This is a genomic window from Luteimonas sp. GW821-FHT14E02 (assembly GCF_058803905.1).
Map to the genome: position 1 here is coordinate 113,140 of NZ_JBXAPK010000008.1, position 26,416 is coordinate 139,555.

The 26,416-nt window shown below is 61.1% G+C and carries 24 protein-coding genes; 10 read left to right on the forward strand and 14 right to left on the reverse strand.

Annotated features, from left to right (window positions below; genetic code table 11):
• Positions 1-246: 246 nt before the first annotated feature.
• Both AC1RNP_RS14245 and AC1RNP_RS14250 read left to right on the forward strand, forming a co-directional pair.
• A complete protein-coding gene (locus tag AC1RNP_RS14245; RefSeq protein WP_493051931.1) occupies positions 247-2,070 on the forward strand; it encodes a DUF2334 domain-containing protein in 1,824 nt (607 codons plus the stop codon).
• Between the two features lie 1,098 nt (positions 2,071-3,168).
• A complete protein-coding gene (locus AC1RNP_RS14250) occupies positions 3,169-3,936 on the forward strand; it encodes a helix-turn-helix domain-containing protein (RefSeq protein WP_493051932.1) in 768 nt (255 codons plus the stop codon).
• 51 nt (positions 3,937-3,987) lie between these two features.
• Here AC1RNP_RS14250 and AC1RNP_RS14255 read toward each other — a convergent pair whose 3' ends face one another.
• The 11 genes from AC1RNP_RS14255 to azu all read right to left on the reverse strand — a co-directional run bounded on the left by AC1RNP_RS14255 (position 3,988) and on the right by azu (position 13,465).
• Complete coding sequence (locus AC1RNP_RS14255; protein ID WP_493051933.1) at positions 3,988-4,716, reverse strand: sulfite exporter TauE/SafE family protein; 729 nt, start codon at positions 4,714-4,716, stop codon at positions 3,988-3,990.
• Positions 4,706-4,909, reverse strand: a complete 204-nt coding sequence (gene ccoS, locus AC1RNP_RS14260; protein WP_493051934.1) for a cbb3-type cytochrome oxidase assembly protein CcoS — start codon at positions 4,907-4,909, stop codon at positions 4,706-4,708. Before ccoS ends, AC1RNP_RS14255 begins: the two co-directional genes overlap by 11 nt.
• Complete coding sequence (locus AC1RNP_RS14265) at positions 4,906-7,308, reverse strand: heavy metal translocating P-type ATPase (protein ID WP_493051935.1); 2,403 nt, start codon at positions 7,306-7,308, stop codon at positions 4,906-4,908. Before AC1RNP_RS14265 ends, ccoS begins: the two co-directional genes overlap by 4 nt.
• Positions 7,309-7,310: 2 nt before the next feature.
• Positions 7,311-7,808 carry a FixH family protein gene (locus AC1RNP_RS14270; protein ID WP_493051936.1) on the reverse strand — a complete coding sequence of 166 codons (498 nt, stop codon included), beginning with the start codon at positions 7,806-7,808 and terminating at the stop codon, positions 7,311-7,313.
• Complete coding sequence (locus AC1RNP_RS14275; RefSeq protein WP_493051937.1) at positions 7,805-9,358, reverse strand: 4Fe-4S dicluster domain-containing protein; 1,554 nt, start codon at positions 9,356-9,358, stop codon at positions 7,805-7,807. The genes AC1RNP_RS14270 and AC1RNP_RS14275 overlap by 4 nt, the downstream gene beginning before the upstream one ends.
• Positions 9,359-9,366: 8 nt before the next feature.
• Complete coding sequence (locus AC1RNP_RS14280) at positions 9,367-9,663, reverse strand: hypothetical protein (RefSeq protein ID WP_493051938.1); 297 nt, start codon at positions 9,661-9,663, stop codon at positions 9,367-9,369.
• Entirely contained in the window at positions 9,660-10,589 is a 930-nt protein-coding gene (ccoP, locus tag AC1RNP_RS14285) for a cytochrome-c oxidase, cbb3-type subunit III (protein WP_493051939.1), read from the reverse strand. The genes AC1RNP_RS14280 and ccoP overlap by 4 nt, the downstream gene beginning before the upstream one ends.
• Positions 10,586-10,723: a cbb3-type cytochrome oxidase subunit 3 gene (locus AC1RNP_RS14290; protein ID WP_493051940.1), complete on the reverse strand. Its 138-nt coding sequence runs from the start codon at positions 10,721-10,723 to the stop codon at positions 10,586-10,588. Before AC1RNP_RS14290 ends, ccoP begins: the two co-directional genes overlap by 4 nt.
• Positions 10,724-10,725: 2 nt before the next feature.
• Positions 10,726-11,340: a cytochrome-c oxidase, cbb3-type subunit II gene (gene ccoO, locus AC1RNP_RS14295; RefSeq protein WP_493051941.1), complete on the reverse strand. Its 615-nt coding sequence runs from the start codon at positions 11,338-11,340 to the stop codon at positions 10,726-10,728.
• Positions 11,341-11,350: 10 nt separating this feature from the next.
• Positions 11,351-12,790 (reverse strand): cytochrome-c oxidase, cbb3-type subunit I, encoded by a 1,440-nt coding sequence (gene ccoN / locus AC1RNP_RS14300; RefSeq protein ID WP_493051942.1) that lies wholly within the window; start codon positions 12,788-12,790, stop codon positions 11,351-11,353.
• Between the two features lie 210 nt (positions 12,791-13,000).
• Positions 13,001-13,465 carry an azurin gene (gene azu, locus AC1RNP_RS14305; protein WP_493051943.1) on the reverse strand — a complete coding sequence of 155 codons (465 nt, stop codon included), beginning with the start codon at positions 13,463-13,465 and terminating at the stop codon, positions 13,001-13,003.
• Between the two features lie 259 nt (positions 13,466-13,724).
• Between azu and ubiM the strand changes: the two genes are divergently transcribed.
• Positions 13,725-14,948 (forward strand): 5-demethoxyubiquinol-8 5-hydroxylase UbiM, encoded by a 1,224-nt coding sequence (ubiM, locus tag AC1RNP_RS14310; RefSeq protein WP_493051944.1) that lies wholly within the window; start codon positions 13,725-13,727, stop codon positions 14,946-14,948.
• Positions 14,949-15,058: 110 nt separating this feature from the next.
• Positions 15,059-15,367, forward strand: a complete 309-nt coding sequence (locus AC1RNP_RS14315) for a DUF2249 domain-containing protein (protein WP_493051945.1) — start codon at positions 15,059-15,061, stop codon at positions 15,365-15,367.
• A gap of 77 nt (positions 15,368-15,444) precedes the next feature.
• Here the strand turns inward: AC1RNP_RS14315 and hemN are convergent, their stop codons facing one another.
• Positions 15,445-16,854, reverse strand: a complete 1,410-nt coding sequence (gene hemN, locus AC1RNP_RS14320) for an oxygen-independent coproporphyrinogen III oxidase (protein ID WP_493051946.1) — start codon at positions 16,852-16,854, stop codon at positions 15,445-15,447.
• A gap of 153 nt (positions 16,855-17,007) precedes the next feature.
• Positions 17,008-17,844, reverse strand: coding sequence for a 2OG-Fe dioxygenase family protein (locus AC1RNP_RS14325; RefSeq protein ID WP_493051947.1), 837 nt, complete (start codon positions 17,842-17,844; stop codon positions 17,008-17,010).
• Between the two features lie 83 nt (positions 17,845-17,927).
• On the opposite strand from AC1RNP_RS14325, the gene AC1RNP_RS14330 reads away from it, so the two are divergent.
• The gene (locus AC1RNP_RS14330; protein ID WP_493052016.1) at positions 17,928-18,551 is read left to right on the forward strand and encodes an OmpW/AlkL family protein; all 624 of its coding nucleotides are present in this window, start codon (positions 17,928-17,930) and stop codon (positions 18,549-18,551) included.
• A gap of 143 nt (positions 18,552-18,694) precedes the next feature.
• Here the strand turns inward: AC1RNP_RS14330 and AC1RNP_RS14335 are convergent, their stop codons facing one another.
• Positions 18,695-19,462, reverse strand: coding sequence for an oxygen-binding di-iron domain-containing protein (locus AC1RNP_RS14335; protein WP_493051948.1), 768 nt, complete (start codon positions 19,460-19,462; stop codon positions 18,695-18,697).
• 213 nt (positions 19,463-19,675) lie between these two features.
• Between AC1RNP_RS14335 and AC1RNP_RS14340 the strand changes: the two genes are divergently transcribed.
• From AC1RNP_RS14340 to AC1RNP_RS14360, 5 genes are read left to right on the forward strand one after another with little or no spacing between them, the layout of a single operon-like run.
• Positions 19,676-20,986, forward strand: coding sequence for an NAD(P)/FAD-dependent oxidoreductase (locus AC1RNP_RS14340; protein WP_493051949.1), 1,311 nt, complete (start codon positions 19,676-19,678; stop codon positions 20,984-20,986).
• Positions 20,983-21,558: a cytochrome b gene (locus AC1RNP_RS14345; protein ID WP_493051950.1), complete on the forward strand. Its 576-nt coding sequence runs from the start codon at positions 20,983-20,985 to the stop codon at positions 21,556-21,558. The genes AC1RNP_RS14340 and AC1RNP_RS14345 overlap by 4 nt, the downstream gene beginning before the upstream one ends.
• A gap of 34 nt (positions 21,559-21,592) precedes the next feature.
• Positions 21,593-21,796 (forward strand): YgaP family membrane protein, encoded by a 204-nt coding sequence (locus AC1RNP_RS14350; RefSeq protein WP_493051951.1) that lies wholly within the window; start codon positions 21,593-21,595, stop codon positions 21,794-21,796.
• Positions 21,793-22,884, forward strand: coding sequence for an efflux RND transporter periplasmic adaptor subunit (locus AC1RNP_RS14355; RefSeq protein WP_493051952.1), 1,092 nt, complete (start codon positions 21,793-21,795; stop codon positions 22,882-22,884). Before AC1RNP_RS14350 ends, AC1RNP_RS14355 begins: the two co-directional genes overlap by 4 nt.
• On the forward strand, positions 22,877-26,185 hold the full coding sequence (locus AC1RNP_RS14360; RefSeq protein ID WP_493051953.1) for an efflux RND transporter permease subunit: 3,309 nt from the start codon (positions 22,877-22,879) through the stop codon (positions 26,183-26,185). Before AC1RNP_RS14355 ends, AC1RNP_RS14360 begins: the two co-directional genes overlap by 8 nt.
• Positions 26,186-26,416: the final 231 nt, after the last annotated feature.

Below are 26,416 nucleotides of genomic sequence, written 5' to 3' on the forward strand. Positions count from 1 at the left end.
CTTCTCGCCGGGATTGGTGTTTCGAATACCCGTGCCGCGCCCTTGGTCGAGATAATGGGCGCACGTCTCAGTTTTATATTGATCCAGATCAAGTTTAATGCGCCGGATCGAGATACCGGCGATTCCCCACCTCCATTGATCCAGATCAATGTTCTCGTCGGCAGGGGCTGCTACTGCTGCCCGCGTATGGCCTTGGCAGCCCGTCAGGCCGTGGCGTCCTGAAATACTGGACGGGGAATCATCGATATGTTCGGAATCATGTTGTCGCCGCTCTCGCGGCGCATCGTGGGACAGTGTGCGTGTTTGATTTTGCTGTTTGTGGCGCAGCAAGGCGCCACAAATGCCAGAGTCAAAGAGGCATCCCAGGATGTTGCGGACCGTCGCCATGCTGAAGTGGCCTTGCAGCGTTCGCTGCCCGCGCCGCCGATGCCAGCCGATGTCATGCGCTGGCGAAAAAACGAAGCCACCAAAATCAAGGCCAAAGCAAGGACGAAGGCGGTGCTCCTGAAGCCCGCAGTCAGTACGTCGCTGCTCGCCGCGGTCGACAATCAGCGCGAATACTCCGCAGCGCCAGGCGCGAACAGCACTCGCCGCACGCTGGTGCTTTACGACACCGATGGTCCCTGGGGATGGCTGGGCGAGGCGTACGCAGTGATGGCGGGCAATCTCGCTTCGCACCGGAGCCGTTATGTGCTGCGTCCGGTCGCCGCCTATCAGGCGGGAGAACTGTTGAATTACACCAGTACGATCTACATCGGATCAGTGTATGACCAGCCGTTGCCGGTGGCATTTCTGGATGACGTGTTGAGTGGTGGACGCCCGGTCTTGTGGATGTTCGACAACATCTGGCAGCTGGCGCAGCGATCTGGAAATTTCGCCGGCACGTATGGATGGGTGCCCGGGACGTTTGATTTCACCTGTTGCACCCGCGTGCGTTATCGCGGTGCGGAATTGGTTCGCGATCCTGCCACGCTGGCATCGGGATTGCTGACGGTCAGCATCAGCGATCCTGACAAGGCGACCGTACTCGCCACGGCTTTCGATGCGGCGAGCGGAAAGGAGATCGCCTGGGCTACGCGTTCCGGAAGTCTGACGTACATCGGCGATCTGCCCTTCAGCTACGTGGGTCCGGACGATCGTTACCTGGCTGCGGCCAACTTGATTTCCGAACTCGCCGATCCAAACGGTCCCGATCGCAAGCGCGCGCTGGTACGCATCGAGGATGTCGGCCCCAACAGTGATCCCGCCGCCTTGCGCGCGATCGCGGATTATCTGTTTTCACGCAAGGCACCTTTCAGTGTCGCTGTCTATCCGGTCTACATCGATCCATACGGGCTCTACAATAACGGTCGGCCGGAGACGATCACGCTGCTGCAAGCGCCGCGGATAGTGAGCGCTCTGAAGTACATGCGTTCGAAAGGCGGAACACTGATCCTGCATGGATACACGCACCAGTATTCGAATGCCTTGAATCCCTACAGCGGGGTCAGCGCGGACGATTTCGAGTTCTATCGCGCGCATGTGGATGCGAGCAATCGCGTGATCTACGATGGGCCCGTCCAGGAGGACTCCGCATCCTGGGCGCAGGGACGCATCAATACAGCCCTGCTGTGGTTCATCTCGGCTGGATTGCCGCCTCCGACCGTCTTCGAGTTTCCCCATTACGCCGGATCAGCCATCGACTATCAGGTCGTGCAGCAGAAGTTCGGCAAGCGTTACGACCGTCCGATCATCCCCGCCAACTGGTGCCCCGGTGGCAACTGCGGCACCGGTATCGCCGATTACAGTCGAATCTATGGGCAGTACTTTCCTTACCTGGTGCGCGATGTATACGGATCTGTGGTGATTCCAGAAAGCCTTGGCAACATCGAGCCAGAACCATTCAACCAGAATCCGGCTCGGTTAGTGCCCGACATTCTGGCCACCGCAAGGAACAATGAGGTCGTGCGAGACCGTGTGCAAAGCTTCTTCTTCCATCCGTATCTTGACATCACATACCTCAAGCAGTTGGTGGAAGGCATTCAGGGAATGGGATACACGTTCGTGTCGGTCACCGAGGCTTCGCAATAAACCGGAACACCCGCTCAGCACGCGCTAATGATGAAGTGCGCGTCACCACATGCGGCGACGCGCAGATGACGGAGGAGTCGCAGGTGCTGCGATGCGGGCAGGGAACATTACGCGCCAATTCTGGTCCGACTGCGGACCGGATGCAGTCCCGGGAGAATTTGAGTGACAAGAATTACGAAATCGTTATGGTTCACTGCCGAAGGCCAGGAGCCCGATGGCACGGTACGTCAATTTGCCGTTTACAAGAAAGGTCGCTCGGTCTTCATCCGAGACCCCGGGCTTCAGGAGCATGCCTGCCAGCGTTCCGTGCGTACCCTGGCCTCGGTGAAGCGAGAGATCCTTCATATCTTTCGCGCATCCATCACCCGGGTCGACATGCCCTGAGATGACATGGCGGACTTCACGTTTTGATGGGCGGCTTCGCCAAGGAGGACGGCTGATCCTGCCGGGCCATGTGGCGGCGTATTCTGGAGACGCGCCGTCACTGGCGTTGCGAGTGCATTGCCGGCACTGATTCTTGTGGCAGCTTCCGACCCGAAGCGAGCATTGAATGGCGTCTTGACAATGGTCAGTGCGGGGGGAGCTTCTTGATCTGAATCAATACTCCTTGCAGATGTCCGTGCTTTCATTACATCAAGCCCCGCAGCAGGAGGCGATGACAAGCGCGATGCGACGACACTGCGATTCCGAACCCCAGGCGCCGGGTCAGACCGCCGCTTCATGATGGCAGGCACAGGGCTAGCCAGCGTGATAGGAACACGTGGATGCAACCGCATTACCCGTCAGAACGCGCTTGCTGCGGGGTTTTTTCATGACCATAACGATCAGGCCGGCCAGTATCGGAACCGCTTCAACGTCGATGCGTAGCGCCGCACGGCTCTGTTCCAGGATGTCTGCCTTGGGCAACACAAGCATGAGTGGGGACGTCGAAGTTGCCTGTGGACCCGCAGTGCCCGCCATCTATGGGAATGTCTCGGGTAGCGTCAAGCTTGGGAAGAGAGAGGGCTCCAAAGGGGCCTGCGGGCAGGCCAAGAAGCTGCGTTTTTCGTTGTGAACAGGCTTCGCGGCAACTTTGGCGCCGTGGGACAATATGCGCCGATGAATGAGCACGCTCCTCTGGACTTGATGCGCTTGCGCCATGGTTGCGCGCATTGCTCGCTGCAGCAGTTATGCCTGCCAGCGGGCATTGATGCCAACGAACTGGCGCGGCTGGACGATCTCGTGCGTCGGCGACGCACCGTGAAGCGTGGAGAACGTCTATTCCGGATCGGCGATCCGTTGGTAGCGGTTTACGTTGCCCGCGAGGGCGTATTCAAGACAGCCAGCCTCAATGAGGACGGCGAGGAGCAGGTGCTTGGATTCCACCTGCCCGGCGAATTGATGGGGCTGGATGCCCTGGGCTCCGGTGAGCACCGTTGCGAGTCGATCGCGCTGGTCGATGCCAATGTCTGTGAAGTGCCGCTCAAGGCGTTGAGCGCGGTGGCGGCGCAACTGCCAAGTTTGCACGAGCAACTACTGCGTGTGATCGGGCACAGCCTGGATCGCGTCCATGGGCACATGGGCATGCTGATGCGTCGCCAGGCCAACGAGCGTATTGCCTTGTTCCTGCACAGCCTGGTCGAGCGTTACGCATTGATCGGGCAGTCTCCACACTTGTTGCAGCTGCCAATGAGTCGCGAGGACATCGCGAGATATCTGGGGTTGGCGCTGGAGACAGTCAGCCGCGGCTTCACGCGTCTGCAAGAGGACGGCGTCATCGCGGTGCATGGGCGACGCGTAGAAATCATCGATATGGAAGAGTTGATGGAGCTCGCGCACGGTGCCGAGGCCAGCGATAACCGCCGCAAACGACAGTTGTCGACATAGGCGCCAACGTATTGGCGGCTCGATGTGCTTTGATACATGAAATCCCCGCGCCTATCCTCCTGGCAGGCTGCTGCAGCCGAGCATTTGCAGCAGTCCATGCAGCGCAGGCACGCGGATCAGCCAGGGCGCCGACAGTGTGACCAGGCCTGCAGCAAGCACTAATAGCGCGGCGGCGTTGCGCCAGCGTGGTTGTTGCAACCAACGACCGAGCCGCATGCCGGACCAGGTCAGCGGCAACATCACAGGTAGTGTCCCCAGACCGAATGCGGCCATGGTCAGTGCGCCGTTGACGGCATTGGCTTGCAGCCATGCCGCCGCCAGCAGGGTCGTGCTGAGTCCACAAGGCAGCCAGCCCCACAACAGGCCCAGGCCGATGCGCTTGCGCATCGAGTCAGCCGGCAGCAGGTGTTGCTGCAAGGGGCGCAGCATCTGCCAGAAGCGCATGCCAGGCGTAGCGAGGAACCGAAGCTGCCCGCGCTGGTCGAGCAGTCGCAGCGCAAGTACGACCAGTACGCCCCCCACCAGCATTCGTAATCCGACAGCAAGCGCATCGAGGCGCGCGACCTGCACGATACCGTGACCAATCCCACCGGCGATCGCGCCAGCCAGGATGTAACCGCCGATGCGCCCGAGGTTGGCCTCCAGCGCTGAACGAAGTCGGCTTTGACCAGACATGGCGGAAAACCCGGTTGCGATGCCGCCGCACATCGCCGCGCAATGCACGCCGCCAAGCAAACCGGTGAGCAGCGCCGCACCGAGAGTCAGCCAGTCAATCGGCATCGCGTTTTTCTGTTTCTACCCTTGAAAGCAAGGGCGTAGGGGAATGGGGCTGCGCCTGTGAATCACGCAGGATATCCAATGCCGGGGTGTCGAGGTCGTCGAATTGTCCATGCCTTACCGCCCAGGCAAAGGCGGCGATCGCGATGCCGATCAGCACCAGGCTGATGGGGACGAGCAAGAGCAGGATCGTCATTCCGTCATCTCCTCGGTAGAGCGTAGCAATCTCAGCGCGTTGAGCGTGACCAACAGCGACGATAACGCCATCCCAAGCGCGGCCAGCCATGGAGTGACATAGCCGCCAACGGCCAGTGGCAGCGCCAGGAGGTTGTAGCCAAGTGCCCAGGCCAGGTTCTGGTGGATGATCGTCCGGGTGCGTCGCGCCAACGCGATGGCCTGCGGAATGCGCAGCAATGACGGACTGGTCACGACAAAATCGGCCGCGCGTTGCGCCAGTGCCGCGCCTTCGGCCATCGCTAGCGAGACGTCGGCGCCGGCCAGTACCGGCGCGTCGTTGAGGCCGTCGCCGACCATCGCGACCTTGTGACCCCGTGCCTGGAGGGATCGCACGCGCGCCAGTTTCTGTTCCGGCGTTTGCCGTGCCCGGGTTTCGTCGATGCCCACCCGCCTTGCGAAGCGCGCGACGGACGCCTCGGCATCACCGCTGCACAACTCCACGTGCAGCCCCTGTGCATGCAGCATCGCGACTGCGACCCGCGCATCGGTACGTGCGGCTTCGCGAATCGTGAAGCGCGCGATCGCCCGCATTTTGTCGCCGAGCCAGAGCGCGCCGTCGTCATCCTTGCCCACGGCGAACTCGGCGCGCCCGAGATACCAACGACGACCATCGACCATGCCTTCCACGCCGTGGCCGGGCACGGTGCGTACCTGGAGGGCCTGGGGGATTGCCGTCGCCGATGCGAACGCATGCAACAGCGGGTGCCCGCTGTACCGTTCCAATGCGGCAGCGATCCGCAAGACTTGGTCACGGTCAAAATCGGCGAAGGTCTCCAGCGTATCCAGTTCCGGCCGGCCGTCGCTGAGCGTGCCGGTCTTGTCAAACACGACATAGTCGGCATGCGCGAGCGCCGAAAGTGCATCGCCGCGCAGTCCAAGTACGCCGAATCGTGCCAGCGTTCCATGAGCGGCGGTCAGCGCGGTCGGGATCGCCAGCGAGAGTGCGCACGGGCAACTGACCACCAACACCGCCAGGGCGACTTCGAATGCGCGTGCCGGATCGTGCTGGCGCCACCATGCATACGCCGCCACGGCGCATAGCAGCAGGACCGCGACGAAGCCGCCGGCGATGCGGTCGGCGATGTGAGACAGGGCAGGGCGTTCGTTCTGCGCTCGTTCGACCAGGCGGGTCAGCTGCGACAGTCTCGTGTCGGTGCCGGTGCGGGTCACCTGTAGGCGCGCCGGGCGTTCACGGCAGAGACTGCCGGCCAGAACCGCCTCACCGGGTTCGCGCTGCACTGGCGAGGACTCGCCGGTGAGCAAGGCCTCATCGAATGCGGATGATGCCTCGATCAGCATGCCATCGGCCGGCACCGCTTCGCCGGCGGAAACACGCACGATGTCGCCTGGGGCGAGTTCGGATAATGGCACCTGCTCGCAGCGGTCGCCAACCTCGCGCGTGGCCAGCACGGGTCGCGCGCGGGCGAGGGCATCGACACGGGCGCTGGCGATGCTGCGCGCACGTTGTTCCAGCAGGCGCGCAACCAGCAGCAGCAATACGAACATCACCGCGGCGTCATACCAGACATGCGGCCCGCCGCGCATGGTTTCGGCCAGGCTCGCGAAATACGCCAGCAGCGTCGAGCCGGCGATCAAGGTATCCATGCCGAGACGGCGGGCGCGTAGCTCGCGCCACATCCCCTCGAGGAACGGCCAGCCGGAATAGAACACCACCGGAGTGGCGATGAGAAAGGTGACCCAGCGAAAGAAATCGCGCGTCGCCGTCGGCATCGCGTTGTCGAAATCAAGATACAGCGCTTCGGCGAACATCATGGCCTGCATCGCGCCGATTCCGGCCACACCCAACCGCAGCAGCCAGCGCCGCCGCTCGCGCTGCCTGGCGCGCTCGTGCGCTTCGCCAGTCGCGAGCCACGGCCGGTACCCGAGCGCGGCCAGTCGTGCCATCAGTGTGGACAGCGCGACACGCGCAGGATCCCAGGCGACCGTAATACGGCCGGTGATTGCATTCGCGCCGGCGTCGAGCACGCCGGATTCGCGGCGCAACGCCCGATCAATCAGCCATGCGCATGCAGCGCACCGCATCGCATCGGTCAGCACAGTGATCTCGCGGCCGCCTTCGATGGCGCGGCTGTGCTCGGCGAGAACGGCGTCGCGATCCCAGGCGGCAAAGTCTGGCGCCTGTGCATCGACGCGGCCAGCCGGGGTGTCACGCAGGCGATAGTAATCATCGAGATCGGCCTGTACGATCCATTCCGCGGCGGCGGCGCACCCTTGACAACAGAAGGCGTGCTGATTGTCATCCCGCACGGATTGCCCGGACAGCGGTTCGCCGCAATGGAAACAGCGAAGCGCATCGCTCGCGGCATTGACAAGAATGCGATCGGCCGCGATTGCCATGCTCACTCGCTCCGCAATGCCGGCCCTACGCGAGCGGCGAGCTGCTGCGCTTTCAGGCGCCCGTGCAGACGCCAACGATTGTCTTGCGGCGCGAGCTGCAGCAGCCAGTCGTGATCCACGTCGATCCTGATCGGAGCACGCCAACCCAGTTTGCTTGGTGCCAGCGTCGCGCGCTTGTCCTGTGCGGCCTGACTCGGGTGCGACAGTACCAGCGTCAACGGCTCATTGCGTACGAAGTCGCCGCTGACGGGCAGCACCTCCAGCGTGCCTTTATCAACACGGACGACGGCCGAAAGCTTCAGCGCCCGGGCGCGTTCGTCCGGGCCGAGTTCGCTGACCTGGATTTGTGCGGTGCGCTGCACCGGATCGATCACCATATCGTCGCCGCCACTGCGCAACGCCACCACGACGAGTCCGACACCGGCCACAACCGCCGCCGCGGGCAGGGCGATCGTCAGCCAGAGCATCGGTTCGCGCAGGGGATGCCGCTGGTTTTTCATCGCATGGCTCCGAAGAAACTGGATTCAACCTCGGCATGCGATTCACTGTCGACCGCCTCGATCCGGAAGATCACCGTCCGGCGGCCGTGCACGCTATTTGATGCGGAGAGCGTCAGCGGCAGGGTCAACACCTCCTCGGCCGGAACGTCGAAGGTGCGACTACCGTCCGCCAGTGAAATGCCGTCAGGCGCGTCAACGCTGATCCGGTAGCGCTGCGGTTCCATCGTCTTGTTGACCAGCTTGAGCGTATAGCTGTTCTCGATGCGTCCGTTACCGGCTTCCTGGTACAGCGCCTTGCGGTCACGCAACACTTCGGCGATCAGCGCGCTGCGATGGGTCACGCCCCAAGCCCAGCCGGTGCACAGGGCCAGTAGCAGCGCGCCGTAGACCAGTACGCGCGGCCGCAACACGCGACTGGGCTTGCCGTCGATCGCATTCTGGGTGGAGTAGCGGATCAATCCGCGCGGATAGCCCAGCTTCTCCATGACCTGATCGCAGGCGTCGATGCAGGCACCGCAGTCGATGCACTCGTACTGCAATCCGTTTCGGATGTCGATGCCGGTCGGGCACGCCTGCACACAGATGGTGCAGTCGATGCAGTCGCCAAGTTGTTCCGGCGCGAACCTGGGAAGTGGTTCGGCCGCCAGGCCGGCATCACTGACCGAAGTGGTGCCAGGTGCGTGTACCGTGCTGCCGGCGTGGTGCGCCGCGCGGAATACGTAATCGTTGGCGGTGGCGCTGTCGATCAGGCCGCGCGCGCGTTCCAGAACGCTGGACAGTCCGCGCTTGCGCGGGCCGCGCGGTTCGCCGCGCATGGGGTCGTAGGCGATGATCAGGGTATTGCGGTCAAACATCGCGCTCTGGAAGCGCGCATATGGGCACATGTACTTGCATACCTGTTCACGCAGGAAGCCGGCATTGCCCCAGGTTGCCAGCGCGTAGAACAAGACCCAGAACGTCTCCCAGCCACCCCATTGCATCGGGGCGCGTGTGGCCAGGTCGTGGATTGGCGTAAAGAAGCCGACGAAGGTGAAGCCGGTCCACAACGCGAACAGTATCCATAGCAGGTGCTTGCCGGCCTTGCGCAAGAGTTTTTCGCGCGTCCACGGGCCGGCATCGAGCTTCATGCGTGCGTTCCGGTCACCCTCGGTCCAGCGTTCCATCCACAAGAACACTTCGGTCCACACCGTCTGCGGGCAGGCATACCCGCACCATAACCGTCCCGCCAATGAGGTGAAGAAAAACAAGGCCATGCCGGCGATGATCAGCAGCATCGCCAGGAATACGAAGTCCTGTGGCCAGAAGTTCAGGCCGAACACGTAGAACTTGCGCGCAGGCAGGTCGAACAGGACCGCCTGGCGGCCGTCCCAGCGCAGCCACGGAAACACGTAGAACATGCCGAGCAGCACGACGACCGCCCGCGTGCGCCAGGTACGGAAGCTGCCGGTGACATCGCGCGGGTAGATCTTGCGCTCGCTGACGTAAAGCGCGTTACCGCCTTCGTCGAGACGGCTGCTATCGAGCATGCTGATGTCGATCTTCTTGCTCATGCCGCGTCCTACTCCCGAGGCAGCGGTTTGTTGAAGCGGCTGGCCGGGCGCAACAGGAGCCAGGTAAACAGGCTGGAGGCGACGGTTGCCAGCCAGAACATGAAGAAGCCGACGCTGTAGCCGAGCGTGCGGCTGATGTCCAGCGACGGAAACGTCATGTCGCGCAGCACCAGCGGATCAACGAAGGCAAAGAACACCATGGTCGCGATGCCGGCGGAGAAGAAGCTGGGCCAGACGATCGCGCCGATCCGCTGGGCATGCGGTCGTGGCGGATGGTCGAATCGCGGAGTGGTGTAGTCGGTCATTGTGAAGCCGTAGGCGGCTTGCCCTGATGCGACAGCGACCAGACGTAGGCGGCAGCCAGGCGTGCCCGGGTTTCACCGAGGATCGGTCGGTGCGCCGGCATCGTGCCGCGTCGGCCATCGGCGATGGTCTTGTGCAGATCCGCGCTACTGTCGCCATAGAGCCAATAAGCATCCGTCAGGTCGGGCGCGCCGAGTTCCTGGTTGCCCTTGCCGTCGGTGCCATGGCAGGCGACGCATACGCTTGCATAAAGTTTCTCCCCCTCCGCGGCTGCATAGTTGTTCCGCATCAGATCGGGATCGGACAATGTGCGCACATAGGCGACCACATGATCGACTGCATTTTCGCCACCCATGCCGGCCAATGCCTGCCCCCATGGCGGCATGACGCCTTCACGGCCGTCGAGGACGGTTTGCAGCACATGTTCCGGTGAACCACCCCAATGCCAGATGTCGTCACGCAGGTTCGGATAGCCGACGGCCCCTTGCGCCGAAGAGCCGTGACATGCCGCGCAGGTGTTGTTGAAGATCGAGCGGCCGAGTGCGAGTGCCTTCGGGTCCCGCGCGATCGCATCAATGGGCTGCCCCTTGTATGGCGAGAACGCCGCTTCCAGTTTCTGGGTTTCGCGCATCTGGTCGCGGGCTTGTTCCTTCGCCGAGGTCCACTTGCCCATGCCGGCGAACGCACCAAGTCCCGGGTAATAGATCAGGTACCCGATCGCGAACACCACGGTCAGGTAGAACAGGTTGATCCACCAGCGCGGCATGGGCTTGTTGTATTCGGTAAGGTCGCCGTCCCAGATATGGCTGGTATCGGTGGGGGCGGGATCGCCGGGACGGCGTTTGCCAGTCCACCACAGAAGCCAGACGCAACCGAAGATGTTCAGCGCGACCAGCGCGATGATGAACCATGACCAGGCTTGGCTCATTGCCGCGTCTCCTCATCCGACAGCGGCAACCGCGCGGCGGCATCGAATTCGCGTCTGCGCTTCGGGCTCCACACCCAGATCCAGCCGGTCACGAATAAAACAAGCAATACGAACGTCACGATTCCGGACACCATTTTCATTCTCCCGACGGTGCGTGTTTGCCGAGGCCCTGGAGGTAGGCGACCATCGCGTCGAGTTCGGTCTTCTCCTCCACTGCGGCGCGTGCGCCGGCGATGTCCTCGCGGGTATATGGATCGCCGATGCGCTGCAGGGCGCGCATCTTGTCCTCGATTTCCGCACCGTCGACCTTGTTCTTCGCCAGCCATGGAAAACCGGGCATGTTCGACTCGGGGACCACGTCGCGCGGATTGATCAGATGCACCCGGTGCCAGTCGTCGGAATAGCGACCGCCTACGCGCGCCAGATCCGGGCCGGTACGTTTGCTGCCCCACTGGAATGGCCGGTCGTAGACCGATTCGCCTGCCAGCGAGTAGTGGCCGTAACGTTCGGTCTCGAAGCGCAGTGTGCGCACCATCTGCGAATGGCAGTTGTAACAGCCCTCGCGCACGTAAACGTCGCGGCCGGCGAGCTCCAGGGCGGCATAGGGCTTGACGCCCGGCAACGGCTTGATGGCTTCAGCCTGGCGCATCAGGGGAAGGATTTCGGCCAGGCCGCCAAAGGAGATGGCGATCGCGATCAGTACCGCCATCAGGCCGACGTTGGTTTCGATCTTCTCGTGGGAATGACTCATGACGCTGACCTCAGGCGCGGGCGGTGGAAGTGTCCGGCGCGAGTACCGGCGTTTCGACGACGGAGCGGGCTTCCTGCCACGTGCGGACGATGTTCCAGGCCATCACGAACATCCCGCTCAGCACGAGCAGGCCGCCAGTCAGGCGACCGAGGTAGTAGGGGTAGGTGGCGTTGAGGGACTCAACGAAGCTGTAGGTCAGCGTGCCGTCGGGGTTGGTCGCGCGCCACATCAGACCTTGCATCACACCGGCAATCCACATGGATGCGATGTAGAATACAACCCCGATCGTGTGCAGCCAGAAGTGCAGGTCGATTGCCTTGGTCGAATGCATCTGCGTAAGGTTCAGCAGGCGCGGCCACAGCACGTAGATCGAGCCCAGGCTGATCATCGCGACCCAGCCGAGTGCGCCGGCGTGCACATGGCCGATGGTCCAGTCGGTGTAGTGCGACAGCGAGTTGACCGTCTTGATCGACATCATCGGCCCCTCGAAGGTCGACATCATGTAGAAGCTGACGGCGACGATCAGGAACTTGATGATGGGGTCGGTGCGCAGCTTATGCCACACTCCCGACAGGGTCATGATGCCGTTGATTGCGCCGCCCCAACTCGGCGCCAGCAGTACCAGCGAAAACACCATGCCGAGGCTCTGCGCCCAGTCCGGCAAGGCGGTGTACTGCAGATGATGCGGGCCGGCCCACATGTACACGGCGATCAATGCCCAGAAATGCACGATCGAAAGCCGGTACGAATACACCGGGCGCTGCGCCTGCTTGGGCACGAAGTAGTACATCATCCCGAGGAAGCCCGCGGTCAGGAAGAAACCGACTGCGTTGTGGCCATACCACCATTGCGACATCGCGTCGACCGCGCCGGAATACAGCGAATACGACTTGGTCAAGCTGACCGGAATCACCAGATTGTTGACGATGTGGAGCAGTGCGACGGCGAGAATGAAAGCGCCGTAGAACCAGTTGGCGACGTAGATGTGCTTGACCCGGCGCTTGACAATCGTGCCGAAGAAAACCACTGCGAAAGCGACCCAGACCAGGGTGATCATGATGTCGATTGGCCACTCCAGCTCGGCATACTCCTTGCTCTGAGTGATGCCGAGGGGCAGAGTGATCGCCGCGGCGACGATGACCGCCTGCCAGCCCCAGAAGGTGAACGCGGCGAGCTTGTCCGAAAAAAGCCGCACATGACAGGTGTGCTGGACCACGTAATAACCGGTCGCGAACAGCGCACAGCCCCCAAAGGCGAAAATCACTGCATTGGTGTGAAGAGGGCGCAGCCGGCTGTAAGTCAGCCAGGGGATGTCGAAGTTCAGCGCCGGCCAGTACAGCTGGGCGGCGATGATCACGCCGACCAACATGCCAACGATGCCCCAGACCACGGTCATCGCGGCAAATTGGCGCACGACCTTGTCGTTGTAGGTTTCGGCGGGTGCTTGCATGCGGATTTTTCCTGAGGCCCGATGGTGGGCATTCTAGGAATGCCGTTTCGGACACATTTGATATGGATCAGGTTTTCTGGGCGCGTGTTCGGAGACAGGCCTTCTCGTGCAATGAGGGGCGGCCTCAGAATGCGGACGCCTGTCGAATGGGCGTCCGCAAGTGATGGGCGAGTGTTGCGGCCCGCTTGTATGAGCCGGTATCGCGCTAGGTCATGGAACGATGACGAGCTTGCCCTTCATCAAGGCCGAATGGCCCGGAAAGCTGCAAAAGAATGTGTAGTCGCCGCCGGCCTTCAGCTTCTTGCCCGGCAGCGTGGTCTTCACGGTCTGACCGCCCCCAGCGATCGATGTTGCCGCCAGTACGCGGACATCGCCCTTGGCGACATAGCCGGCGGACGCGCCAGCCTTCAGGCCATCCGCACTGATCGCGGAGACATCCTTGGTTTGCGCGATGACGATGTTATGGCCCATCACCTGTGCGGTCATCTTGCCAATGTGGGTCAGTTCGAGACTGATCGTCGGGCAGGACGACGATACGGTGACGGTTTTCAGATCGTACTGCATGCGGTCGTCGCCCTTGAGCTTGACAGTGCAATTCGGTGTGGCATAGGCGAAGCCAGTTGCGGCAAACAGGGCAACAGCAAGCAAGGCGGGAGGGAGGAGTCTCATTTGCATTCCTGGATTGGATGGTGCTGGAAGAGGGGGCGGAGCACAGCAACAAGCTGCAAGGCGCCCGGGCCATGGCCGGCAAGCGTGATCCGTATGGGAGGCATCTGCCCTGATCTGGATCAAATCCGGCGCACCTGATTTGAATCAAGGCGCGAGCCCGCGGGAAAGGCGAATCTTCCAACCGTGGTTTCGAGCATGGCCATTTCTGCTTCAGGGCAGGGGATGGTCAAGACGAGGTTCGCGTAGCGTCATCGGAGATGAGTTCATGGTGGAGTCCGTAACCCTACCTGCGGTGTGCGGGCAAGACGACAATCCCGATATCGTCGTCGTCGGTGCCGGGCCTGCAGGACTGTGCTTCGCGCGTGCACTTGCCAAGACAGGGCTGAGAATCACGCTGGTCGAGCGCCAGCCAGAAGTAGCGCTGGCTGATCCGCCATTCGACGGTCGCGAGATCGCGTTGACCCACCGCTCGATGCAATTGCTCCGTCGGTTGGACGTCTGGCAGAGGATCCCGAAAGATGAGATCTCGCCGTTGCGTGATGCCCACATCATGAACGGTCTCTCGCCGCACGTGCTCCGCGTGGATCATCGCGACTCGGGTCGCGACGTGCTCGGTTACCTCGTGCCAAACCACCTGATCCGTAAGGCTGCCTTCGAATCTGTGCGTGAAGTGCCGTCGGTAACCCTGCGAGCCGGTGTGCATGTGCAGAGTGCCAGGACCGATACGCGTCAGGCGCGTGTAACGCTGTCGGACGGTAGTACGCTCAGAGCAAGGCTGCTGGTAGCGGCTGACAGTCGTTTTTCAGAAACGCGTCGGGCGATGGGGATCGCTGCACGCGTGCATGATTTCGGCAAGAGCATGCTGGTATGCCGAATTTCACACGAGGTTGATCATAGGCAGACTGCCGTGGAGTGGTTCGATTACGGCCAGACATTGGCGTTGCTGCCCCTGCGCGGCCGCCGCTGTTCGGTGGTATTGACGCTGCCCGGGCATGAGGTGCGCGAGATCGCAGCGATGGATGAGGACGAGTTCTGTCGCGAAATGAACCGGCGTTTGCATGGCCGCCTTGGCGCGATAACGCAGATTGGATCGCGACATGTCTATCCGCTGATCGGCGTCTATCCAAAGCGATTTGTCACGACGCGCTTCGCGCTGATCGGCGATGCAGCGGTCGGCATGCATCCGGTCACAGCGCATGGTTTCAATTTTGGCCTGCTCGGGCAACAGACACTGGCGAACGAGATCACGGCATCGCTGCGGCGTGGCGAAGATATCGCCACACCGATGCTGCTCGCACGCTACGATCAAGAGCATCGTCGTGCGACGTTGCCACTCTACCTGGCCACGCGCGCAGTCGTCGGTCTGTTCACCAACGATCGCGCACCGGCCCGATTGGCGCGGGAGTGGGTGCTGCGTGCGAGCGCGAGCGTTACCCCCTTCGGACGCGCATTGACAAAGCTGCTGGCCGATGGCCGTGTGACAGCCTAGCCTTTACCTTCACCCGGCGCGAGGCTGAAGGATGGAGTCTGATCCGGATCAAAGCGTCTGGCGGAATCGTATCGCATGATGTTCTTCCGATCATGCATCCAATGCCACCCATGACTGCTGGCGAAAACTCAATCCAAAACGAGGAAGCTTTTCCTTTCGATGCGCGCAGCGTCAGCCCGCGCTTCCGCCATGCCGCTATCCTGGGAGCGCTTGACGTGCTCAAGTCGGGAGAGATCATGCGTCTGGTCAACGATTGCGATCCGTTGCCATTATTGACGCAGTTGCGACAACGATACGGCGGTACCTTGGCGATCGGTTATTTGAAGCGTGCCCCGGGCGCGGTCGTCATCGACTTCGTCATGACCGAGGACGCGGAAGAAAGGCCGGACAATTGCGGCTATTGCGGCAGGTGCGGGTAATATCGAAGCGAGGATCTATGAAGTCAGAGATCGGAGGATTGAGGCAGGGCGCGCCTGCACGCTATGGCTTGCGAGGCTCATATTGCCCGTGAGAATTTCGGTCGTATTGGGTCGACGTGAATGTCGAGATACTGGTCGAAGCACATGGCGATGTTGCGAAGAAATAGCCGGCCGCGCGAGGTCACTGCGATGCGTCCAGGTTCGCATCGGATCAGATCGTCATGAATCAGGGGCGAAAGCTTGTCCATTGCATCGGCGAAATACGTGTTGAAATCGATCGCATAGCGTCGCTCCAGTGCGGCGATTGGAATCTCGTTCTGGCACATCAGGCACTGGATGAGTGTCAGGCGAAGCTGATCGTCTTCGCTCAGTCGAAAGCCGCGGAACACAGGCAGACGGCCATCGTCGAGCGCAGCCTGCCAGCTGGGGAGGTCGCGGTGATTCTGGCTGTAACTGTCGCCGATATGGCTGATCGCACTGACGCCCAGTCCGATCAGATCGCAGTCGGCATGAGTGGTATACCCCATGAAATTGCGATGCAGACCGCCGCGCGCAGATGCGCGGGCAAGATCGTCGTCGGGAAGGGAGAAATGATCCATGCCGATATATTCGTAGCCGGCCGCGTTTAATGTTTCGATCGCCAGTTGCAGCAACCCCAGCTTCTCCTCGGCGCTTGGCAGATCGGCGGAATCGATCTGCTGTTGTGGTTTGAACAGCGCCGGCATATGCGCATAGCTATAGACGGCGAGTCGATCAGGGCGAAGCTTCACCACCGTCTCTAGTGTGTTGGCGAATCCTTCGCGAGTCTGTTTTGGTAGGCCGTAGATCAGGTCGATGTTGACGGAGCGAAACCCGTGTCGTCGGCAGGCATCGATCACTGCACGGGTTTCGTCAATGCTCTGGATACGATTGATCGCACCCTGTACCGTCGAGTCAAAATCCTGCACGCCTAGGCTGGCACGGTTGAATCCGGCGCTCGCCAATTCGGAGACGTCTTCGGTGTTGATGAAGCGCGGATCAATTTCGATCGAGAGGTCGCGATCTTCGGAATCGGAAAAGCGAAAGTGGCGGTGCAACATTTCCACTGTTTCGCGAAGTTGTGCGGAGGTGAGGAAATTGGGTGTCCCGCCACCAAAATGAAGCTGAATCGTTTCACGGTCTCGGTCGAAGAGTTGTGCCATCAGGCCGATTTCGCGATGCAGGCGTGCCAGATAGCTATCGGCGCGCGAGCGGTCTCGAGTGATCACGCGGTTGCAGCCACAATAAAAACAGGGGCTCTGACAGAAGGGAACATGTACGTACAGCGACAGGCGGCGCGGGATCGGGTCGCCGTTGCTGAGGGTGGCCACCTCGCGCAATTGCACTTCGCCGAAATCCGATCTGAACTGTGGCGCGGTCGGGTATGAGGTGTAACGTGGGCCGGGCCGATCGTAACGGCGCAGCAGTTCAATTGGAAACGACCGGTCGGAGATTACGGGCTTGAGCATGCGGCCAAGATTAGGGCGGCAGTCGGATGCCTGCCTTGATTTTAGTCAACTCGGCGACTTGTCCTCCCCGTGCCAGAAGGAGGGGGCGAAGACGCGGCAGGCCATGCGAGCTGCTCCACTCCGGCAGCTGCGATTCCAAGGCCGTCCGACAGGTCAGGCGTGAGGCCGCGGATCACCTGGAAGGCGATCTCCGTCTTCGCTCTGGAACGCCCCGGCGCGATATGTCAACACCAGTGTATCGCGATATCCGGTGTCATCTGTCGGCTGGATTGGCGTGCATTCGTGGATCATGCGCGTATCGTCAAGCAGCAGCGCTGACCAGGGAACGTCCAGTGTGAAACGTTGACCGTTAGGGTTCTTCGCCTCGAAGAGACGGGTTTCGCCACCCTTGATGGCGTGACGGCTGACCAGGAAGATGGCAATGAAGTCGACGCCGTCTCGATGTGCACCTTCGGGAGTGGGGCGGCCGATACCGTCGCTGGTGTCGATGCGGAACTGATGTGCTTCCACGCACCATGGAGGCCCAGGTTTGAGCATGGAAAAGAGATTCCCCAATGCCGACAACAGGTGCGTCCAGACAGGCCGTTTTATGATTTCAGGACGGATCGGATCGAACCAGCGTTGCATTCCGCCATGCAATGCATTGTGTTCCAATGATTGCCAATGCGCGCGATGTGGCACTTGTTCGATGTGCGTGCCATTGACGATGAAGCAGGAGTGACGGCGTTTCCGATAGTGGCCGCCATCGCGAAGATAATTGTCGGGAGGGAGGTCGTCCCAGCTCGGTCTCAATGCATTGAACGCCTCGAGCGGCTCGTGGCATAGCTCGGCGACGCCATGGGGCGTCAGTGCCAAAAATCCGCGCTCCCGCAACGCGGGTAACACCGCTTCAACCGGCGTGAAAGGGGCGGAAAAGGTAGTGACCATGGTGTCGATCTTTCCAGGCCGAAGTGTGGGCATCACGGCGGATACGACCTTACCTTCGAACATTCCCGTCTTATTTGATCATGATCAAGGCGTCGGTTCGGAGTGGAGGGGATATTGGCGTCACACTACGTCAAAGAGCAAACATCATGCGAAAAGGAACAGTTTGTAACGTCGTCTTCCTGTTGTTGGCTGCAAGTGCTGCGCCGGCTTATGCACAATCCGCCGGCGATTGGACCCTAGGTTTTGGCGCGCACGTGATCGATCCGAAGTCCGATAACGGAAAGCTCGCCGCCGGCACGCTTCCGGTCGAAGTTGATAGCGATGTCAAGCCAACGGTCACATTCGAGTATTTCGTCGCCGACAACCTCGGTCTGGAAGTCATCGCCGCCTGGCCGTTCGAGCACGACATCGCAATCCAGGGCGTAGGCACAGTCGGCAGTACCAAACAGCTGCCGCCGACGGTGTCGCTGCAATACCATTTTAATGGCCAGGGACGAGTATCTCCGTTCATTGGCGCCGGCGTGAACTACACAGCCTTCTTCAGCGAAGACACGTCCGGCGCTCTTGCCGGCAGCAAACTGAAACTGGACGATTCCTGGGGGCTGGCTGCGCACGCAGGCATCGACTTCGCAGTTGGTGAGCGTGGCGCGATCCGCATCGATGCGCGCTGGATCGATATTGACACGGACGTATCGCTGAATGGCACCAAGCTGGGGACAGTCAATATCGACCCATTGGTTTATGGTGCTTCTTATGTGATGAAGTTCTGATCGCTCGGCCAGTTCAAGCGCTGATGTTCGCAGGACTGGCTGATGCCATGGGAACAAGGAGCAAGCCGGCGGACCGCGCCGGCTGTCGGAAATCAAGCCAGTCCTTCATTCCATCCTTGCCTGATTGCGAGGGGGCGATCCGATCACGCCGTGTAGTCCGCCGGCCCCAGCAGATCCACCCCGCATTCCAGTAACTCCAGCCAGTCAAGAAACTGCTCCATGACTTCGCCCCGCATCGGCAGGCCATGTTGAGGCACGATCATGGCCGGTGCCAGTCTACGCACCATTCCTGCCCAGAGTCTGGTGACCCGGTTGGAAGCCATGTAGCGCTGATGAAATCCGGCCATCTTCGATACATGTGTGTCGAAATCCTGGACGAAGACATAGGGTGTGTTGCTCGGGATCAGCGACGAACCGATGTCGCCAGAGAACAGAATCCGGCTGATCGGATCGTAGAAGCTGAAATTGCCGACTGAATGCATGAAGTGTGCTGGCAAGGCGTGTAAACAGGTGTCGCCCATTGGCACCGGGCCACCTGAGTCTGGCAGTAACAGGTAACGGTCGCTTCCGCTATTGACGATGTGGCGGGGCACCAGGTGTGGCACGAAGCGGCCCCATAGCCGGGAGCACACCACCGTGGCCTTGGTGTAGAGCAGCCACTTGTCTACCGACCCAATGATGTCGGGATCCTGATGCGAGCACAACAACCAGGTTAATTGGGTTGGCTGCATATACGCGCACAATGCCAGGATCAGCGGGTTGTACAGAAGCTGTCCTCCGGGATCGAGCAGTGCACTGCTTTCTTTGTGCTGAATTAGGAACTGGTTGGCTTGGATGCCGTCTTCTCCCCGGACCAGGTCGCTGAAGGCCACGCAACGATGGTCTGAATGCTCAAAGAGAATCGTGGCCATGCCGCCCCCTGAAAAATGTCGGACTTTAAGACGGAAGGGCGGTACGCATTTTGAGCGGGATCAAATTGAGCGTATTGATACATCGCTCATCATCGGGGGAAGTCCACTAGCCAGGATTCATTGTGGACCGTCTTCTGCTACTCATTGATCAGGATCAAAGGCAGGAGGGGGTGTAGCGCCTAGCATTGCGACAGTCCATACAGGGAAAGCACGATGGCTCACATCCTGATCATCGGCGCCGGCCTGGCCGGAATGAGTGCTGCCTACGAGTTGCGCCACACCCTCGGCGCAACGCATCGCATCACCGTGATCGGTGATGGCGATAAGTTCAGCTTCACGCCGTCCAACCCGTGGCTCGCGGTCGGATGGCGCACGGCCGAAGACTTCACCCTCATGGCCGCGGAGCCGTTGGCGCAGAAAGACATCGCGTTTGTGTCACACGCGGTGATGAGGATCGAGCCCGAGCGGATGCGCGTGCACACTGCGGACGGAGGGCAATACGACTACGATTATCTGGTCATCTGCACGGGCCCGAAACTCGCCTTCGATGAAGTGCCTGGGAGCGGTCCGGAAGATGGTCATACCCAGTCAATCTGCACCACACCGCATGCTGTGCGGGCATGGGAGGCTTATCAAGCATTCCTCGATAACCCTGGCCCGGTCGTGATCGGGGCGGTGCAGGGTGCAAGTTGTTTTGGTCCGGCTTACGAGTTCGCACTGATCCTTGATGCTGACCTGCGCAAACGAAAACTGCGCGATCGTGTCCCGATGCACTTCGTCACCAGTGAGCCGTACATCGGTCATCTGGGCCTTGGCGGTGTCGGCGATTCCAAGGGAATGCTCGAGTCGGAGTTGCGTCAGCGCCACATCCATTGGATCACCAACGCGACGGTGCGGCAGGTGCGCGCGGGCGAGGTGGTGGTTGTCGAGCATGACGACGAAGGAAAGCCCGGGCGGGAGCATGTGCTTCCGTTCCGATATTCGATGTTGTTGCCGGCGTTCAAGGGGGTTGATGCGATCGCCGCAGTCGAAGGATTATGCAATCCACGTGGTTTCGTGCTGGTCGACAAGCATCAGCGCAGTACGCGTTACCCGAACATCTTCGCCGCAGGGGTCTGTGTTGCGATCCCGCCGGTGGAAGCCACGCCAATCCCGACCGGCGCGCCGAAGACCGGTTTCATGATCGAGTCGATGGTGACCACGGTCACTCGCAACATCGATGCTGAGATAAAGGGCGAGCCGGCGACGTTCGAAGGCACCTGGAACGCGGTGTGCCTGGCGGACATGGGGGATTCGGGGATCGCTTTCGTCGCACTGCCGCAGATTCCGCCACGCAATGTGACCTGGGCCAAGGAAGGTCGCTGGGTGCACTTGGCGAAAATCGCGTTCGAAAAGTATTTCCTATTCAAGATGCGGCATGGCACGTCCGAGCCGATTGTCGAGAAATACGTACTCGAAGCGCTCGGCATCGAGCGGCTCAAACCATCCACAGGCGAGCACATACATCAGGAGAAAACATCATGAGCGCGACTGCGCCGAAGACGGCGCGCTGGTTGAACACGCGGGAGCGCTACGGGGTGGTGTCCATTGTCCTGCACTGGTTGATGGCCCTGCTGCTGGTCGCAGTCTACGCCACGATGGAATTGGAAGAAGGACTCCCCGGCGGGGAGGAAGCGATGAAGGCATGGCACTACGCGCTCGGTTTGAGTGTGCTGGTCCTGGTCGTCATACGCCTTGCGGTACGCCTCGCCGGATCCGTGCCGCGCATCCATCCACAGCCGGTTGCATGGCAGCGCATGCTCGCGAAATTGACGCACCTGGCGTTGTACCTGTTCATGATCACGATGCCATTGCTCGGTTGGCTGACGCTCAGTGGTGAAGGCGAAGTTGCACGGTTGCCTGGGCTTGGCTGGTCGGTTCCCCTGCTTCCGGGAGTGGATGAGTCTCTTGCCGAATTCGCGGAAGAGTTGCACGAGACCATCGCGGTACTCGGTTACTGGCTTGTGGGATTGCACACGATCGCCGCACTCGCTCACCACTACCTGATCCACGACGACACCTTACAGCGCATGCTGCCGCGCAGATCTCGCGTGTAATGCAGCTCCCCACGATTTCCTGATGGAGACTTCCATGAATATCGACCGTGCCGTGATGGCATTTGCTGGCGTGATGATCCTCGTCAGCGTTGCACTGACCCAACTGGTATCGCCGTGGTGGTGGCTGCTCACCGCCTTCGTTGGACTGAATTTGCTGCAAGCCAGCTTTACCGGCTTCTGTCCGGCTGCGATGTTGTTCCGAAAGCTTGGTGTCGGCAGCGGTTGCGCGTTCCGTTGAGCGAAGAGGCCGGCCGGGTGATATCGCGCACTGCCATTTTGCTATTGTTCGCGCTGCTGACGCTATCCGCGTGCGGCGCCGACCCGGTTGCGGGCACGCGTTTGTTGTCGCCACCGCTGCAGACACAGATAGTGAAAGCCGGTGCCGACACAGGCGGCCATGCCTGGGACGGTGTGGTTGAGGCGGTACAGCAGGCGGATCTGTCCGCGCAGACCTCTGGCCGAGTCACCTCCATCGAAGTCGATGTTGATGATCATGTCAAACGCGGTGACGTGTTGTTGCACATCACCGCATTCGAGCAACAGGCCGATGTAAACGCTGCGCGGGCACGATTACGTGCCGCTGATGCCGTCGCAGTGGAGGCTGAAAGCAATTATCGACGCTTCGCCGCACTGGCGTCGGGTCAGTATGTCGCACGCGCACAGCTCGACCAGGCGCGTGTCGCACGCGACAGTGCCGTCGCCGCTCGCGACGCTGCACGTGCCGATCTTGCCCAGATCGGACAGCAGGCCGTCTATACGGTGGTGCGTGCTCCGTTCACAGGAGTTGTCAGCGCACGCCTGGTCGAACCTGGCGAGACCGTTGCACCCGGACAGCTGTTGATGTCGGCGTATGCGCCAGGCGCGCTGCGTATCGAAGTGCGGGTGCCGCAATCGGAGGCGGCTGCTATCCGTGCCGTCGGAAGTGCGCGGGTCGTGCTGGCCGATGGTCATCGCGTCGGCGCGGCCAGGATCATCATGTTTCCGGAGGCGGATGCCATCACACATAGCGTTGTTGTCCGGGTAATGCTTCCATTCCTGAAAAATCCCCCGCAGCCCGGCGTCACCGCGAAAGTGATCTTTCCTGTTGCTGATGACGTGCAGATGCCGCGCGTGCCGTCAGCGTCGCTGGTGCAGCGCGGGGAGGTCAGCGGTGTCTATGTGATGTCCAATGGTCGCCTTGGCCTGCGTCAGGTGCGACTGGGTCAGCGCTTTGGTGATGAAGTCGAAGTATTGGCCGGCCTGAAGGCGGGCGAGCGCATCGCGACGGACCCGGTTGCCGCAATACAGGCATTGGCCGCGCAGCGCGAGGCCGCCGCGCGTGACTGAGCGCCCTCGCCTGGGTTTGTCGGGCCGCCTCGCGGCGACCTTCCAGGCCAATCCGTTGACACCGATACTCGCGCTGATCGGCTTGTTGCTAGGCCTGGTTGCAGTGTCGATCACGCCGCGCGAGGAGGAGCCGCAGATCGATGTGACGATGGCGAATGTGCTCGTGCCGCTGCCGGGCGCAAGTGCGCGCGATGTCGAACAGATGATTGCCACGCCATTGGAGCAAAAACTTGCCGAGATTGAAGGCATCAAGCATGTCTATTCGATCAGCCGGCCGGGACTGGCAATATTGACGGTCGAGTATGTCGTCGGTGTCGAGCGCCAGCCGGCGATCGTGCGCCTGTACAATCAGGTCTACTCGAACATGGACTGGTTGCCAGCCGGGCTCGGCGTCGGGACGCCGTTGATCAAGCCCAAGGGGATCGACGATGTGCCAGTGATGAGCCTGACGTTGTGGACGGATGATCCGCAGCGCAGTGCGAACGATCTGGCCGAAGTCGCCCATTCGCTTGAAACCGAGCTCAAGCGGATCCGCGGGACGCGCGACGTGTATACGATCGGTGCGCCCGATCGTGTGGTGGCGGTACGGCTGGACTCGTCGAAGCTCGCTGCGTATGGATTCACGGTATCCGATCTGAGCGAGTCACTGCGGGCGGCGAATGTGGTGAAACACGCTGGTGAGCGCGTGAGCGTCAGCGGTGCGACGCCGTTGACCGCGGGCGAGTTCCTGGCCGATGCTGAGGACGTCGCCGGTCTGGTGATCGGCCTGCGCGATGGCCGCCCGTTGCGTCTTTCCGATGTTGCCGACGTGCGCGCTGGCGGGGATGTCGCCTCGCGTTACGTCTGGCATGGTGCTCCGGCCGGGCGCGCCGGGCCCGGGCAGGGAGTCGCTCCGGCGGTGACCATTGCGATCGCGAAGAAGCCGGGCAGCAATGCTGCTGATGTGACAGAAGCAGTGGGCCGTTCTGTGGAGAGGTTGCAAGGTGAGCTGATCCCCGATGGCGTCCACGTCACCGTTACCCGCGACTATGGCCGTACCGCGACCGACAAGGCGCGCAAGCTGATTCAGAAGCTGGTGTTTGCGACGGGCTCGGTGGTGTTGCTGGTGTTGTTTGCACTTGGCTGGCGAGAGGCCATTGTGGTCGGCAGTGCGGTGGTGCTGACGTTGGCGGTGACGTTGTTCACATCGATGGCGATGGGATTCACTCTGAACCGCGTATCGTTGTTCGCGCTGATCTTCTCGATCGGGATATTGGTCGACGATGCGATCGTTGTGGTGGAGAACATCCACCGTCACATGGCACAAGGCGGCAAGACGCTGCGTGAGGCGATCCCGCCGGCGGTGGATGAGGTCGGTGGCCCGACCATCCTGGCTACCCTTACCGTGATCGCGGCCTTGATGCCGATGGCGTTCGTGTCCGGGCTGATGGGGCCATACATGCGGCCGATTCCGATCAATGCATCGGCGGGCATGCTGTTGTCGCTGGCGATCGCGTTGGTGGTAACGCCTTGGCTGTCGTTGAAGCTGTTGTCTCGACATGTTTCGAATCCGTCCTCCTCCGAAGAAGGAAAGAGTAAAGAGGAGAGGGAGACCGAATTCCCAGAACGCAATAATCCTGCCTTCGTCTCGGATCTCTCTTTGAATGGAAGGCAGACAAGCCGCTTGCACGCCTTGTTCGGCCGGATAATGCGACCCTTCCTCGATCCCGCTCGAGGCACCCGGCGCCGCCGTTGGTTGTATGCCGCGATGGCCGGGCTGGTGCTCGCGGCGGCTTCGCTGGCGGCGTTGCAATGGGTTGTGCTGAAGATGCTTCCGTTCGACAACAAGTCCGAACTGCAAGTGGTCGTCGACTTGCCGGAAGGCCGCACACTCGAGGATACCAACGCATTACTGATGGAGCTGGCCGCAGCTGTCGATACAGTGCCGGAAGTGCTCGACTACCAGGGTTACGCCGGCACGTCCGCACCAGTGAACTTCAACGGCCTGGTGCGGCAATACTATCTGCGTAGCGGCAGCAACGTCGGCGATCTGCAGATCAATCTGGTGGACAAGCACGAGCGTGATCGCCAGAGCCACGAGATCGCGCGTAAGCTACGCCCGCAGCTTGCCGCGATTGGCCGGCGCCACGGTGCCTCGGTGAAGGTGGTCGAAGTGCCGCCTGGACCTCCGGTGTTGGCACCGTTGGTCGCCGAGCTCTACGGTCCGGATTATGCAAGCACTCGTGCGCTGGCGAAAGCGCTGGAACAGCGTTTCGAGGCCACGGAGGGCATCGTCGATATCGACACCAGCGTCGAAAGTGACGCTACGCGGGAAACGCTGGTGATGGATCGCGTTCGCGCGGCGCGCCTGGGGGTGTCGCAGTCTTCGATCGCGGATGCGATCACCGCTTCTGTCGGGGGATTGGATGCGACGTGGTTGCAGGATGGGCGTTCCAAGTACGTGCGCCCTGTTCGGTTGCGCGTGCCGGTCGCCGAACAGGCGACACTCGGCCGTCTGCTTGCGGTCAAGGTGCGTGGCGGGGAAGGGCAGCTGATCCCGCTGTCCGAGCTCGTCATGGTGAAGCGTGGGCGCTGGGATGGCGCAATCCATCACAAGGACCTGTTGCCGGTGGTGTATGTCATCGGTGATGAAGCGGGTGAGTCGGATAGCCCGCTGTACGGCATGTTCGAATTGGTCAGGCAATTGCGTCGTGAAGATGTTGGCGGCCAGCGGCTGCGGCAAACCTTCATAGCTCAACCAGAAGACACTAGCCGCTTCTCTGTGAAGTGGGATGGTGAATGGCAGATCACTTACGAAACCTTTCGCGACATGGGCATCGCCTATGCTGCCGGCATGGTGTTGATCTATCTGCTCGTGGTCGCACAGTTTCGCAGTTATCGGACGCCGCTGGTGATCATGGCTCCGATTCCGTTGACAGTGATCGGCGTGATGCCAGGGCATGCGCTTCTCGGCGCGCAGTTCACCGCGACGTCGATGATCGGCATGATCGCGCTGGCTGGCATCATCGTGCGCAATTCCATCCTGCTCGTGGACTTCATTAATCAGTCCGTCGCCGAGGGGCGGCCGGTAGCGCAAGCAGTGGTCGATGCCTGTGCGGTCCGCGCCAAGCCGATCCTGCTGACCGGCTTGGCGGCGATGCTTGGGGCGCTGTTTATCCTTGACGATCCTATCTTCAATGGATTGGCCGTGTCGCTGATTTTCGGGATCCTGGTCAGTACCGTTCTGACATTGATTGTGATCCCGTTGTTGTACTACGGGCTCCTCGCAACACGAGATGGACGCGGTTACTTGGCGGGTTAAGGAAGGGGGCATCGCTGACACGCCATCCGGCCAAGATTGCGCGAGTGTGGTTGCGATGGAGCCCGCGAATTTTGGTTGGATGCGAAGATGTGGAGGTCGGTTGGCTTTTACAGCTTCCCGGATAGTAGTGTCTTCGCAAGAACGGCTGTTACTGCGTAATATTGCGATATGCTTCAGCCGTTGTCTTCACGAAGAACCGTCCATCGCCGCGTCCCGGCGATTCTCCCGCGT